The organism is Alloalcanivorax sp. (assembly GCF_964221125.1).
GTDB classification, from domain to species: domain Bacteria; phylum Pseudomonadota; class Gammaproteobacteria; order Pseudomonadales; family Alcanivoracaceae; genus Alloalcanivorax; species Alloalcanivorax venustensis.
The window spans coordinates 35326-48844 of sequence record NZ_CAXPXK010000035.1 but is presented as its reverse complement, the minus strand read 5'-3'; the positions used below and the strand labels follow the sequence as shown (position 1 = coordinate 48844).

10 protein-coding genes and 4 tRNA genes are annotated in these 13519 nt (G+C 64.7%); 13 read left to right on the top strand and 1 reads right to left on the bottom strand.

Translation table 11 applies throughout. From position 1 onward, the window contains the following. Position 1 precedes the first annotated feature (1 nt). From ACEQZD_RS05140 to ACEQZD_RS05130, 3 genes are read left to right on the top strand one after another with little or no spacing between them, the layout of a single operon-like run. Positions 2-2110, top strand: a complete 2109-nt coding sequence (locus ACEQZD_RS05140; protein WP_370184388.1) for an FUSC family protein — start codon at positions 2-4, stop codon at positions 2108-2110. Continuing rightward, positions 2100-2312: a DUF1656 domain-containing protein gene (locus ACEQZD_RS05135; protein ID WP_142949998.1), complete on the top strand. Its 213-nt coding sequence runs from the start codon at positions 2100-2102 to the stop codon at positions 2310-2312. Before ACEQZD_RS05140 ends, ACEQZD_RS05135 begins: the two co-directional genes overlap by 11 nt. Then, positions 2312-3202, top strand: a complete 891-nt coding sequence (locus ACEQZD_RS05130) for an efflux RND transporter periplasmic adaptor subunit (RefSeq protein ID WP_370184386.1) — start codon at positions 2312-2314, stop codon at positions 3200-3202. The genes ACEQZD_RS05135 and ACEQZD_RS05130 overlap by 1 nt, the downstream gene beginning before the upstream one ends. On the opposite strand, the gene folD is transcribed toward ACEQZD_RS05130, so the two are convergent. Next, complete coding sequence (folD, locus tag ACEQZD_RS05125; RefSeq protein ID WP_370184384.1) at positions 3199-4047, bottom strand: bifunctional methylenetetrahydrofolate dehydrogenase/methenyltetrahydrofolate cyclohydrolase FolD; 849 nt, start codon at positions 4045-4047, stop codon at positions 3199-3201. The two genes, ACEQZD_RS05130 and folD, sit on opposite strands and share 4 nt — an antisense overlap. 189 nt (positions 4048-4236) lie before the next feature. On the opposite strand from folD, the gene ACEQZD_RS05120 reads away from it, so the two are divergent. From ACEQZD_RS05120 to ACEQZD_RS05075, 10 genes are all read left to right on the top strand, one after another. Beyond that, positions 4237-4313: transfer RNA gene (locus ACEQZD_RS05120), tRNA-Pro, on the top strand. Between the two features lie 27 nt (positions 4314-4340). Beyond that, a tRNA-Arg gene (locus tag ACEQZD_RS05115) sits at positions 4341-4417 on the top strand. Positions 4418-4460: 43 nt separating this feature from the next. Then, positions 4461-4536, top strand: a tRNA-His gene (locus ACEQZD_RS05110). A 151-nt stretch (positions 4537-4687) separates the two neighbouring features. Then, positions 4688-5998, top strand: coding sequence for a trigger factor (tig, locus tag ACEQZD_RS05105; RefSeq protein WP_370184383.1), 1311 nt, complete (start codon positions 4688-4690; stop codon positions 5996-5998). 314 nt (positions 5999-6312) lie between these two features. After that, entirely contained in the window at positions 6313-6963 is a 651-nt protein-coding gene (gene clpP / locus ACEQZD_RS05100; RefSeq protein WP_083209708.1) for an ATP-dependent Clp endopeptidase proteolytic subunit ClpP, read from the top strand. 118 nt (positions 6964-7081) lie between these two features. Further along, complete coding sequence (clpX, locus tag ACEQZD_RS05095; protein ID WP_142950002.1) at positions 7082-8362, top strand: ATP-dependent Clp protease ATP-binding subunit ClpX; 1281 nt, start codon at positions 7082-7084, stop codon at positions 8360-8362. Between the two features lie 45 nt (positions 8363-8407). After that, positions 8408-10804 carry an endopeptidase La gene (gene lon, locus ACEQZD_RS05090; protein WP_142950003.1) on the top strand — a complete coding sequence of 799 codons (2397 nt, stop codon included), beginning with the start codon at positions 8408-8410 and terminating at the stop codon, positions 10802-10804. A 219-nt stretch (positions 10805-11023) separates the two neighbouring features. Next, positions 11024-11296, top strand: a complete 273-nt coding sequence (locus tag ACEQZD_RS05085) for an HU family DNA-binding protein (protein ID WP_142950004.1) — start codon at positions 11024-11026, stop codon at positions 11294-11296. Between the two features lie 10 nt (positions 11297-11306). Then, positions 11307-11383: transfer RNA gene (locus ACEQZD_RS05080), tRNA-Asp, on the top strand. A gap of 82 nt (positions 11384-11465) precedes the next feature. Further along, a complete protein-coding gene (locus ACEQZD_RS05075; protein ID WP_370184382.1) occupies positions 11466-13421 on the top strand; it encodes a SurA N-terminal domain-containing protein in 1956 nt (651 codons plus the stop codon). The last annotated feature ends 98 nt before the right edge of the window (positions 13422-13519 follow it).

Genomic DNA, 13519 nt, shown 5'->3' with positions numbered 1-13519 from the left:
GATGGTCTTCGCCGCCGTCAGGCTCCCCGCGTTCCTGCGCGAGGCCGGGCGGCGGGAGTGGCAATTCACCCTGCGTACCTTCAGCGCCGGCATGCTGGCGCTCTATATTGCTTTGGCCCTGGGCCTGGACGAGCCCAAATGGGCCTTGATGACGGTCTATATCGTCGCCCAGCCGCTGGGCGGCATGGTGCTGGCCAAGGGCGTCTACCGGCTGCTCGGCACCCTGGCCGGCGCCGCCATGGCGGTGGTGCTGGTGGCCACCCTGGCCCAGTTGCATACCCTGTTTTTCGTCGCCCTGGCGGTGTGGCTGGGGCTTTGCACCCTGTGCGCCAGCCTGCTGCGTAACTTCCGCTCCTACGCCTTCGTGCTGGCCGGTTACAGCGCCCTGATCGTGGGCGTGCCGGCGGTGCTGCAGCCGGACCAGGCGTTCACCATGGCGGTGGCGCGGGTCACCGAGATCGGCCTGGGCATTCTCTGCGTGGGCCTGATGAGCGTGCTGGTGTGGCCCCGGTCCGCCGGGCGCAGCTACCTACAACAGAGCCGCGAACAGCTGGTGGGACTGATCCGCCTGGTGGCGGACAGCGCCGGCGGCCGGCTCGACGCGCCGGCGCTGCAGCGGCGCCGCCAGGCGCTGATCACCAGCGGTATGGCGCTGGAGGCCCAGCGCGAGCACGCCCTGTTCGATTCCGCCCGGCTGCGCCGCCACGCCGGTCTTTGCCGCCGGCTGGGCCACGAGATGCTGGCGCTGATCTCCTCGGTGGGGCCGCTGAACACCTATGTGAACCGCTACGCGGAGCGCCACCACCAGGACCAGGTGGCGCGGCTGCTCGCCGACATCGCGCGCCTGGATCCGGAGGCGTCCCCGGCGGCCCTGCGGGAGACCCTGTCGGCGCTCTACCAGCGCGCCCGGGAACTGGCCCGCTCGCTGCGCGGCGAACTGCTCAGCCATGACGAGCAACGCTTCTACGCGCTGCAACTGGTGCTGGAGCACAGCGCCGAATTGTGCGACCGGCTGCGCTCCAGCGTGGCGCTCTACGCCATGCTCACCGATCAGGCCACGCCGGTGCGCTGGCGCGCCGGCACCTCGCGGCTGCATCTGGATTACGGGCAGGCCTGGCGCAACGGCGCCCGGGCGGCGCTGGCGCTGGGCGCCACGGTGGTGCTGTGGTTCTGGAGCGCGGCGCCCCAGGGGGCGGCCATGGCGATCCAGGTGGGGGTGATCTGCGCGCTGTTTTCCACCCGCGACGACCCGCTGGCGGCGGTGAAAGGCTTTATCAAGGGCGCCTTGCTGGCCACCGTGCTGGCCACGCTCTACCGGCTGGTGCTGTTGCCCGCCAGCGACGGCTTTCCGGCCCTGGTGCTGTGGCTGGCGCCGCTGTATCTGCTGGCCGGGCTGGCGATGGCGCGGCCGGCCACGGTGGCCACCGGCACCGCGCTGACCATCTTCTTCCCGCTGTTGCTGGACCTGCGCCCTGTGCAGGACTTTTCCGCCGCGCCGCTGTTCAACAATATGATCGGTCTGGGGCTGGGCATGGGCTTCGCGGTGCTCGCGTTCCTGTTGCTGTGGCCCGGCGACGACGCCGCCCGGGCCCGGCGCCGGCTGTGCCGGGATCTGTGCCGGACCCTGGGGCGCTGGCCGATCCGGCGGCGGCGCCCCCGCCATGAAATGGAAAGCCAGCTCTATGACCGCATCAGCCGTACGCTGCCCAGGCTCGATCCGGACCACCCCCGCGACGGCGAGCTGCTGCAGGGCGCGCTGGCGGCGGTGACCCTGGGGCTCGGGCTGCTTTATATGGACGCGCTGTGTCGGCGCGGCGTGCCGGCCTCGGTGCGGCTGGCGCTGACCCGCCTGATCCGCGACACCCAGCGCGCCCTGCGGGACGGCGACCAGGACCGCTGGCTGGCCCTGGCGGCCCGCGCCGACACCGTGGCCGGCCAGTGCCAGCGCGCCTACGACAGCGCCGCCAGCGACGGCGAGCGCCGCCGGCTGGTACGGGCGGTGGTGCGCCTGCGCATGCAGATCAATATTATCCGTGGCAACGCGGGCTTTTTCCTGAGCGGGTCCGGCGACGGCCCCTGGCGGGGACTGGAGGCGAACGGTGCTGCATGAGATCAATCTGGCCGGTGTGCTGCTGCCGCCGCTGATTCCGGTGGTGGTGCTGGGGTTGCTGATATTCTGGCCCGTGAACGGGCTGATCAGCCGCTACGACGGCTACCGGTTTGTCTGGCATCCGGCCCTGGCGGGCCTGTGTGTGCTGGTGATGAGTCTGGCCCTGGCGCTGGGCCTGCTGATGCTTATAGGGAGAGTGTGATGGCTGAATCCCGCGCGGACGACGGCCGGCGCCGCCGCTGGCGCCCGTTTTTAATCACCCTGGTGCTGGTGGCCGGCGCGGCCCTGGCGGTGTGGTTTTTCTGGCATCAGTACATGCACACCCTGTGGACCCGCGACGCCCGGGTGCGCGCGGCGGTGATTCAGGTGGCGCCGGATGTGTCCGGGCCGATTACCGGGCTGAACGTGAGCAACAACGCCCGGGTGGCGCAGGGCGACCCGCTGTTCGTGGTGGATCCGGAACGCTACCGGCTGGCCCTGCACCAGGCCCGGGCCGAACTGGAGCACCGCCGGCTGGAGTCGAAACTGCGCAGCGACGAAGCCGCCCGCCGCGACCGCCTGGGGCGGGCGGTGTCCGCCGAGGAGCGCGAGGAGGCCACCAGCCTGGCGGACGTGGCGCGGGCCGATCTGCAGGCCGCCCAGGCGGCGCTGCAAAAAGCCGAGCTGGACCTGGCCCGCACCCGGGTGAGCGCGCCCGCCGACGGCCATGTGACCCATCTGCTGGCCCACGCCGGCGATTACGCCCGCGCCGGCGAGCCGGTGCTGACCCTGGTGGACGGCGATTCGTTCTGGGTGGAGGCGTATTTTCGGGAAACCCAGGTGCACCGGATCCGGGTGGGCGACCCGGCGCGGGTGCGCTTGCTGGGCGTGGATCGGCCGCTGGAAGGGCGGGTCGCCGGCATCGCCCGGGGTATCGGCAACGCTAACGCGGTGGCCGGTGGCGATCAGGGTCTGGCGGAGGTGGCGCCGACCTTTGAATGGGTACGGCTGGCCCAGCGGATTCCGGTGCAGATCGAGCTGCGGGCGGTGCCCGAGTCGCTGACGCTGGCGGCGGGCATGACCGCCAGCGTCAGGATACTGGACCGCGATTAGACGCCGAACGCCTTTTCGCCCGCTTCCAGGGTCTGGAAGATCAGGGTGTTGATGGTCATCGGCCCGACGCCGCCGGGCACCGGCGTGTAGGCGGCCACCCGGTCGGCCAGCGGCGCCAGTTCGATGTCGCCGCATTTTTCCGGGTGGAAGCCGGCGTCCACCACCACGGCGCCGTCCTTGATCCAGTCTGCCTTGATGAACTCCGGGCGGCCCACGGCGCCCACCACGATGTCCGCCTGCTTGACCAGCTCCGGCAGGTTTTGGGTGCGGCTGTGGCAGATGGTGACGGTGGCGTTGGCGCCCAGCAGCATCAGCGCCATGGGTTTGCCGAGAATGGCGCTGCGGCCCACCACCACGGCGTGCTTGCCCTCCAGCGGGATCTGGTAGTGCTCCAGGATGCGCATGATGCCCTTGGGGGTGGCGCAGCCGTAGGCCGGCTCGCCCATGGCCATGCGGCCGAAGCCCAGGCAGGTGACGCCGTCCACGTCCTTCTCCAGGCTGATGGCGTCGAAGCAGCGGCGCTCGTCGATCTGCTCCGGCACCGGGTGCTGCAGCAGAATGCCGTGCACGTCCGGGTTGTTGTTGAGCTCGTCGATCTGCGCGAGCAACTGCTCGGTGGTGGTGTCCTCGGGCAGTTCGATGGCCCGGGAGTCCATGCCCACCCGGCGGCAGGCGTTGCCCTTCATCTTTACGTAGGTGGCGGAAGCCGGGTCGGCGCCCACCAGCAGCGTGGCGAGAATGGGGGTGCGTCCGTCGGCTTTCGCCTTGAGAGCGTCCACGCGACGGCGCATTTCCTCTTCGAAATGCTGGGCCAGTGCCTTGCCATCCAGAATCTGCGCGCTCATTGAGTGTCTCTTGGTCGGGAATCGGGAGGCGCGGATTTTCGCACGCCGGCCGCGGTGGGGCAAAGGGGCGCGCGGACCGGTTCGCGGCGCGGCTGGCGAATAATCCAGCGAACGGTTCCGGCGCCGGGCGCGCGGCGTTGACGCTCCCGGGGGCGGCGAGTATTATGCCGCCTCGCTCGACCTGCTCGGCGGGGTGTAGCGCAGCCTGGTAGCGCGCCTGCTTTGGGAGCAGGATGTCGGGGGTTCGAATCCCTCCACCCCGACCAGTCAAGCGAAGACGTTTTACCGGTTCAGCGCCTGTAGCTCAATTGGATAGAGCAACGGCCTTCTAAGCCGTAGGTTGCAGGTTCGAGCCCTGCCAGGCGCGCCAAAGCGCGCCGACAGGCACACAAAGTACCAAACCAGTTTTGCTGGTGGCTGTAGCTCAGTTGGTAGAGCCCCGGATTGTGACTCCGGTGGTCGTGGGTTCAAATCCCATCAGCCACCCCAACATTGAAGCCTCCGGGGGTAATCCCCGGGGGCTTTTTTCGTATCGGTGTTCATGGCGGCGGGCATTGACTATAATTGCCGCCCTTCAAAGTATGCGGTCCGGGCCGGCACGGTCGGCCGTGGACCAAAAAGTCTTTATAAAGAGGATGTTATGCAGGTTTCCGTAGAAACGACATCAGGTCTGGAACGGCGTTTGACCGTGGGCGTACCCGCGGAAAAAGTGGATTCGGCGGTCGACACCAAGCTGCGCGAGGCCCAGAAAAGCGTCCGCCTGAACGGCTTCCGCCCGGGCAAGGTGCCGATGCGGGAAGTGAAACGTCGCTTCGGTGATGCGGTGCGTAACGAGGTCCTCGCCGACGTGATGCGCGAATCCTTTATTGAGGCGGTGGAGCAGGAATCCCTGCAGCCGGCCGGCATGCCCGGTTTCGAGGCCACCAAGAACGAGGCCGGCCAGGATCTGGAGTTCGTCGCCACCTTCGAGGTGTACCCGGACGTGGAACTGGCGCCGCTGGACAGCGTGGAAGTGGAAAAGCCGGTGGCCGAGATCAGCGACGCCGACGTGGAGAAGATGATCGAGACGCTGCGCGAGCAGCGCTCCGAGTACGAAGCCGTGGAGCGCGCCGCGCAGACCGGCGACCGCGTCAACATCGACTTCAAGGGCCTGAAGGACGGTGAAGCCTTTGAAGGCGGCAGCGCCGAAGGCCAGAACCTGGAGCTGGGCTCCGGCCAGATGATCCCCGGTTTCGAGGACGGCATCGTCGGGATGAAGCCCGGTGAAGAGAAGGACATCGAGGTGACCTTCCCGGAGGACTACCAGTCCGAGGAGCTGAAAGGCCAGGCGGTGGTGTTCCAGATCAAGGTGAACAGCGTCGAAGCCAAGCAGCTGCCGGAAGTGGACGCCGAGTTCATGAAGGCGTTCGGCGTCGAAGACGGCGACCTGGAGCAGTTCAAGGCGGAAGTGCGCAAGAACATGGAGCGCGAGCTGAAGAACGCGGTGTCCGGCAAGGTGAAGGAACAGGTGATGGACGGTCTCGCCCAGGCCCACGACTTCGATCTGCCGGAAGCGCTGGTGAAGCAGGAAATCGACCGCATGCGTCAGCAGATGATGCAGCAGTTCGGTGGCGGCCAGCAGTTCGACGCGTCGATGCTGCCCGAAGAGCTGTTCCGCGAGCAGGCGCAGCGCTCCGCGCGGCTCGGCCTGGTGGTGCGCGCGATCCTCGAGAAGCACGAGATCAAGCCGGACGCGGATCGCGTCAAGGCGCGGGTGGAAGAGATCGCCTCTCAGTACGAGCAGCCCGAGGAACTGGTTAACTGGGTGTACAGCAACCCGCAGCAACTGCAGCAGATCGAAGGCGCGGTGCTGGAAGACCAGGTGGTGGACTTCGTACTGGAATCCGCCAAGGTGGAAGAGAAGAGCATGTCCTACCAGGACGCGGTCAAGCCGCGCGACCAGCAGGGCTGATCACAACGCCAGGCGTTGCCCCGGACCCGCCGACAGGGTCCGGGCGGAAGACCTCCGACGTACCGGAAAACGGTATTTCGGAGGTTTTTTTTGTTCTAAAAGGCCGCTTTTGTGCAACTTTTGCGCAGTTGAACGCCATATTGCCCCGCCTTTATAGACGCCCCACGGGGGCCACCTTACTATCAGGTGACCGCTATCGGGCGAACACCTTGTAACAGGGCCGGTTCGCCCCAATACCCGTTCACAGGCCGCGGCGCCGGAACAGCAGGTTGCGGACACGCCGGAGCGGGACACGCAGATATAGGAAGCGCTAGATGATAGACCTGAGCCGGATCACCTCCGTAACGCCGGAGATGAAGACTTTGATGCAGGACCCGACCAACGTGGGTCTGGTGCCCGTGGTGATCGAGCAGACCTCACGGGGCGAGCGTTCCTTCGACATTTATTCCCGTCTGCTGAAAGAGCGGGTTATTTTCATGGTCGGCCAGGTTGAGGACTACATGGCCAACCTGATCGTCGCCCAGATGTTGTTCCTGGAGTCGGAAAACCCGGACAAGGACATCAACCTGTACATCAACAGCCCGGGCGGTTCGGTGACCGCCGGCATGTCGATCTACGACACCATGCAGTTCGTGAAGCCCGCGGTGTCCACCATGTGCATCGGCCAGGCGGCCAGCATGGGCGCCTTCCTGCTCGCCGCCGGCGAGAAGGGCAAGCGCTACGCGCTGCCCAACGCCCGGGTGATGATCCACCAGCCGCTGGGCGGCTTCCAGGGTCAGGCTTCCGACATCGAGATCCATGCCCGCGAAATCCTCAAGATCAAAGAGGATCTCAACCGCATGCTCTCCCACCACACCGGCCAGCCGCTGGAAGTGGTGGAGCGCGACACCGATCGCGATAACTTCATGGACGCCACCCAGGCCAAGGAATACGGTCTGGTGGACGAGGTGCTCAGCCGCCGCTGAGCCCGCCGGAACGGCGTATGAAAGCGGCCGAATGGCGGTCGCCGGGGCCTGAGCGGGCTTGAAAAAGCCGCGCTCTCCCTGCATCTTCAAAGTGACTACCAGGTTCAGAGGCGATTCGATGACCGATAACACCGGAAAGGGCGACGACGGCAAACTGCTGTACTGCTCGTTCTGCGGCAAGAGCCAGCACGAAGTTCGCAAACTGATCGCGGGCCCGTCGGTCTTTATCTGCGACGAGTGTGTGGATCTCTGTAACGACATCATCCGCGAAGAGGTCCAGGAAGAGACCGGTGACAGCGGCGACGAGCGTCTGCCCAAGCCCCAGGAAATCAAGACCACGCTGGATGATTACGTGATCGGTCAGGAGCGCGCCAAGCGGGTGCTTTCCGTGGCCGTGTACAACCACTACAAGCGCCTGGGCAGCCAGGGCCGCAGCCGCGAGGAAGTGGAACTGGGCAAGAGCAATATCTTGCTTATCGGTCCCACCGGCAGTGGTAAAACGCTGCTCGCGGAAACGCTGGCGCGCCTGCTCAACGTGCCGTTCACGATCGCCGACGCCACCACGCTCACCGAAGCGGGCTATGTGGGCGAGGACGTGGAAAACATAATCCAGAAGCTGTTGCAGAAGTGTGACTACGACGTGGACAAGGCCCAGCGCGGCATCGTCTACATCGACGAAATCGACAAGATTTCCCGCAAGTCGGACAACCCGTCGATCACCCGCGACGTGAGCGGCGAGGGTGTGCAGCAGGCGCTGCTCAAGCTGATCGAGGGCACCGTGGCCTCGGTGCCGCCCCAGGGCGGCCGCAAGCATCCGCAGCAGGAGTTCCTGCAGGTCGACACCTCCAACATCCTGTTCATCTGCGGCGGCGCCTTCGCCGGTCTGGACAAGGTGATCCGCGACCGTTCCGACAAGGGCGGCATCGGCTTCTCCGCCGAGGTGAAGAGCAAGGAAACCGTGCTGTCCATGGGCGAAACCCTGGCCGGCGTGGAGCCGGAGGATCTGGTCAAGTACGGCCTGATTCCCGAATTCATCGGCCGCTTGCCGGTGATCGCCACCCTGGAGGAGCTCTCCGAGGAGGCGCTGGTACAGATTCTTACCGAACCGCGCAACGCACTGACCAAACAGTACGTCCGCCTGTTCGAGATGGAAGGCGTGGAACTCGACTTCCGCGACGACGCCCTGCGAGCGGTGGCGCGCAAGGCCATGGAGCGCAAATCCGGCGCCCGGGGCCTGCGTTCGATCCTCGAGGCGGTGCTGCTGGATACCATGTATCAGGTGCCGTCGCTGGATGGCGTCGCCAAGGTGGTGATCGACAGTGCCACCATCGACGGTGAGTCCGAACCGCTTCTGATTTACGAGAACAGCGAGCAAACGTCCAGGGTCGCGCCGGATTGATCCGCGCGACCGGTTGATGGTCGTAAACCAACAAAGGGGCGATACGTGCTGAAAGATATTCCGTTGCTGCCACTGCGTGACGTGGTGGTCTACCCGCATATGGTGATCCCGCTGTTCGTCGGCCGGGAGAAGTCCATTGCGGCCCTGGAAGCCGCCATGGCCAGCGACAAGCAGATCATGCTGGTGGCGCAGCGCAACGCGTCCGATGACGATCCCGCGGAAAGCGATATTTACCGGGTGGGCACCGTGTCCACCATCCTGCAGATGCTCAAGCTCCCCGACGGCACCGTCAAAGTGCTGGTCGAGGGCGGCGCCCGCGGCCACATCAGCAAGGCCCGCTTCGGCGAGGAGGGCGGCGTCGCCGATGTCCGCGAACTGGACAATCAGATGCCGTCGGAAAGCGAGCAGGACGCCTTGTCCCGCTCGTTGCTCGCCAAGTTCGAGGAATACGTCAAGCTGTCCAAGAAGGTGGCGCCGGAGATCATGAATTCGGTGTCCTCCATCGACGAGGTCAGCCGCCTGGCCGACACCATCTCCGCCCACCTCCAGCTCAAGCTTGAAGAGAAGCAGGACGTCCTGGAAATGGTCGACGTGCGCGAGCGTGTCGAGCATCTGGTGGCGCTGATGGAATCCGACATGGATGTGCTGAAAGTGGAAAAGCGCATCCGTGGCCGGGTCAAGAAACAGATGGAGAAGAGCCAGCGCGAGTACTATCTGAATGAGCAGATGAAGGCGATTCAGAAAGAACTCGGCGACCTGGACGACAGCGGCAACGAGCTGGAGGATCTGGAAAAAAAGATCGACAACTCCGGCATGCCCAAGGACGCCAAGGAAAAGTCCAAGAACGAATTGAACAAGCTGCGCATGATGTCGCCGATGTCCGCCGAGGCGACGGTGGTGCGCAGTTACCTGGACTGGATGACCTCGGTGCCGTGGAAGAAGCGCAGCCGGGTGCGTCACGATCTGGCCCACGCCAAGGAAATTCTCGACCAGGATCACTATGGCCTGGAAGAAGTGAAAGAGCGCATTCTGGAATTTCTCGCTGTGCAAAGCCGGGTCGGCAAGGTGAAGGGTCCGGTACTGTGTCTGGTGGGCCCGCCCGGGGTGGGCAAAACCTCCCTGGGGCAGTCGGTGGCGCGCGCCACCAACCGCAAGTTCGTGCGCATGGCCCTGGGCGGCGTGCGTGATGAGGCGGAGATTCGCGGCCACCGGCGCACCTACATCGGCTCGCTGCCGGGCAAGGTGATCCAGAAGCTGTCCAAGGTGGGCGTGCGCAACCCGCTGTTCCTGCTCGACGAAGTCGACAAGATGGGCATGGACATGCGTGGCGACCCGGCGTCGGCGTTGCTGGAAGTGCTGGATCCGGAACAGAACCACACCTTCAGCGATCACTACCTGGAAGTGGACTACAACCTGTCCGAAACCCTGTTTATCTGCACCTCCAATTCCATGAATATTCCGGCGCCGTTGCTGGACCGCATGGAAGTGATTCGTCTGCCCGGTTACACCGAGGACGAGAAGATCAACATCGCCTCCCAGTACCTGATTCCCAAGCAGATCAAGTCCAACGGTCTGCGCGAGAACGAACTGGTGCTGGATGAAAAGGCGCTGCAGTTCATCGTGCGTCATTACACCCGGGAATCCGGGGTGCGTGGCCTGGAGCGGGAAATCAGCAAGATCTGCCGTAAGGTGGTGAAGGAAAATCTGCTGGAAAAAGAGAACCGCACCATTACCCTGACGCCGGAAAACATTGATCATTATCTGGGTGTGCGCAAGTACGATTACGGGCGCGCCGAAGAGAAGGATCAGATCGGTCAGGTCACCGGCCTGGCGTGGACTTCGGTGGGCGGTGAACTGCTCACCATCGAAGGCGTGTCCACCCCCGGCAAGGGTCGTGTCACCACCACCGGCTCGCTCGGTGATGTGATGCAGGAGTCCATCCAGGCGGCCTGGACGGTGGTGAAAAGCCGCTCCGGCAACCTGGGTATCCGCCGCCGGCAACTGGAACGCAATGACGTCCATATCCACGTGCCCGAGGGCGCCACGCCGAAGGACGGCCCCAGTGCCGGCATCGGCATGTGCACCGCGATGGTATCGGTACTGACCGGCATTCCGGTGCGCGCCGACGTGGCGATGACCGGTGAGATCACCCTGCGCGGCCAGGTGCTGGCCATCGGTGGTCTCAAGGAAAAACTGCTCGCCGCCCATCGCGGCGGCATTAAAACCGTGCTGATTCCGCAGGAAAATGAGCGGGACCTCAAGGAAATTCCGGACAAGATCAAAGAGGCTCTGGATATCCGGCCGGTAAAATGGATCGACCAGGTGTTGGAGTTGGCGTTAACGCACACTCCCACGCCGCTGAGCGAGGCGGAAGTGGAAGAAGACCTCGCTCTGGCCGAAGAAAAAGCGCAGAAAGGTTCGGAACGGCCCAGCACCCATTGAACCAAATGGGTGGCGGGCCGTCTCAAGAGCTCTTCCGTGACTTTGTTGTTCGTCTTTAAATGATTGATCAAAAAGGTTTTTTACTTTTATCCAAGCTGGTGTGACTGCACTTATCCTTCCTTGACGCCCCCTAGGCCCATTGGTATAAAGGCGGCTTCGTCATACGGAGAGTGCATCGCGCCTCGACCATAAAACCGGGAAATAGAAAAGGGGAATTTTGTGAATAAATCCGAACTGATTGACGCCATCGCCGCGGCTTCCGATATCTCCAAGGCCGATGCGGGCCGCGCGCTGGACGCCACTCTGGATGCCGTGACCGGCGCTCTGAAGAAAGGCGACAGCGTTTCTCTGGTGGGCTTCGGTACTTTTTCCGTGAAGCAGCGCGCTGCGCGCGAAGGTCGCAATCCGCAGACCGGCGAAACCATCAAGATCGCCGCTGCCAACGTACCGGGCTTCAAGGCGGGCAAGGCGTTGAAAGACGCCGTGAACTGATCTGGCTTCAGGAGCGGTAGTTCAGCTGGTTAGAATACCGGCCTGTCACGCCGGGGGTCGCGGGTTCGAGTCCCGTCCGCTCCGCCAGCGCATAAGCGTATCCGTCTTGGGTGCGCTTTTTTGCTTTCCGGTACCCTATAAAAAGATTAGAGATTCCTTGGAGTAAACCATGCAGGAGTTCAGACGATTTGTCCGCGGGCCCGTGGGCAAGGTTCTGCTCGCCGCGATCATTCTTCCCTTTATCATTTCCGGGTTTTACGGGTATTTCACCGGAGGGGGTAGTGACAGCGCTGTTGCCGAAGTGGAAGGCAACAAAATCAGCCGCGGGTACGTCAGTTCGCGCACTCAGCAACTGCGTCAGATGCTGCGCCAGCAGAGCCCGGATATTAATGAATCAATGCTCGATTCGTTTATTCGCCCTGAGATGGTGCTGCAGGGAATCGTGAACGAGCAATTGATGATCGCCGCCGCGCGCAACGCGGACATGGCGTTCAGCGACGCCCAGGCGGCCGTGTTGATCCGCAATAACGACATGTTCTACGAGAACGGTCGCTTTTCGGAAACCCAGTTCGAGCGCATGGTGCGCGCCCAGGGCATGACCCCGCAGGGCTATCTGGAATCGCTGCGCCAGGAGCGCATCAGCCAGCAGTACCGCAACGCGTTCGCGGCCACCGATTTCGCCCTGGAAGGTGAGCTCGCCGAGCAACGCCGCCTGGGTGAACAGCGCCGCGACATTCGCTATGTGCGCCTCAGCGTGGACAGCCTGCGTGGCGATACCCAGGTTTCCGATCAGGAAGTGTCGGATTTCTACGACCAGAACACGTCCGAGTTCATGCGCCCCGAACAGCTGCGCGTGCGCTATATCGAGTTGACCCCGGAGCGCTACCGGGATCGCGTGGAGATCTCCGACGAGCAGATCCGCGCCGAATACGAAGCACGCAAGCAGATGCGTGACAGCGCCGCCACCCGCCGGGAAGTGGCCCACGTGCTGATCAGCGTCAACGACGAGCGTGACGAAAACGCCGCCGTGGAGCGGGCCCGCGACGCGCGCCAGGCGCTGGAGCAGGGCAGCAGCTTCGCCGAGGTGGCGCGGGAATATTCCGACGACGCCGCCACCGCACGCAGCGGCGGTAACCTGGGCCGGGTCGGTCAGGGTTCCCTGCCGGACTCCCTGGACGAGGCGCTAGCCGACATGGACGTGGGCGACGTCTCCGAACCGGTAATTTCCGACGCCGGCGTACACCTGCTCAAGGTGATCGAGGAAGAGCGCGCCGAAATGCCGCCGCTGGAGGATATGCGCGACGAGATCGTCACCGATCTGCAGAGCGCCCAGTCCGATTCCCTGCTCGCCGAGGATCTGGTGACCCTCGAAGAGCTGGTCTACGAGCACAGCGACCTGCAGGTGCCCGCCGAGCAGCTGGGCCTGGAACTGCAGACCACCGACTGGGTCTCCATGCAGGAACTGCCCACGGCGCTCAACAACGCCCGCGTCCGCGAAGCGCTCAACAGCGAAAGCGTGCGCGAGCAGGGCCGCAACAGCGACCTGCTGGAAGTGGCCCCGGGCCGCTTCCTGGCCCTGCGCCTGGAAGAGGTGAAGGACGCCGAGCCGCTGCCGCTGGCGGAAGTGAGCGAGGACATCCGCGCCCAGCTGCGCCTGCGCAAGGCCCGCGCCCGCGCCGAGGCGCTGGCCGAAGAGGCCCGCGCAGCGGTGGAGCAGGGCGCCGATCTGGCGGCCGTGGCCGAGCAACTCGACGCCGAGGTGCAGGAAGAAGCGGATCTGCAGCGCGGCGCCTCCGAGCCGGCCATGGAAGTGGTGGATGCCGTGTTCGCCACGCCCCGGCCCGCCGAAGGCGAAAGCAGCCCGATCCGCTTCACCAGCCTGCGCAACGGTGATCTGGTGGCGTTCCAGCTGACCGCCGTGGAAGACGGTTCCGTGGACGCCCTGGAGCCGGAGCAGCAGCGCCAGGCTCTGCAGGAGCTGGCGCGCGTGGAAGGCGAGCGCGGCTTCCGCCAGGTGATGGCGTTCCTGCGCGACAGCCTGGACGTGGAACTGCATCCGGATCGCCTCAGCCAGCCCCGCGAACAGCCGCAGCCCCAGCCCCAGCCGGCGGCCCCGCCGCTCTAAGTGGCTCGCCGGCCAGCGAAAAACCCGCCACCCCGGCGGGTTTTTTTATGGGTGCGTGGCGCGACCAGAAAGGTTCGCACCCTTGAAGATGCCCGAAT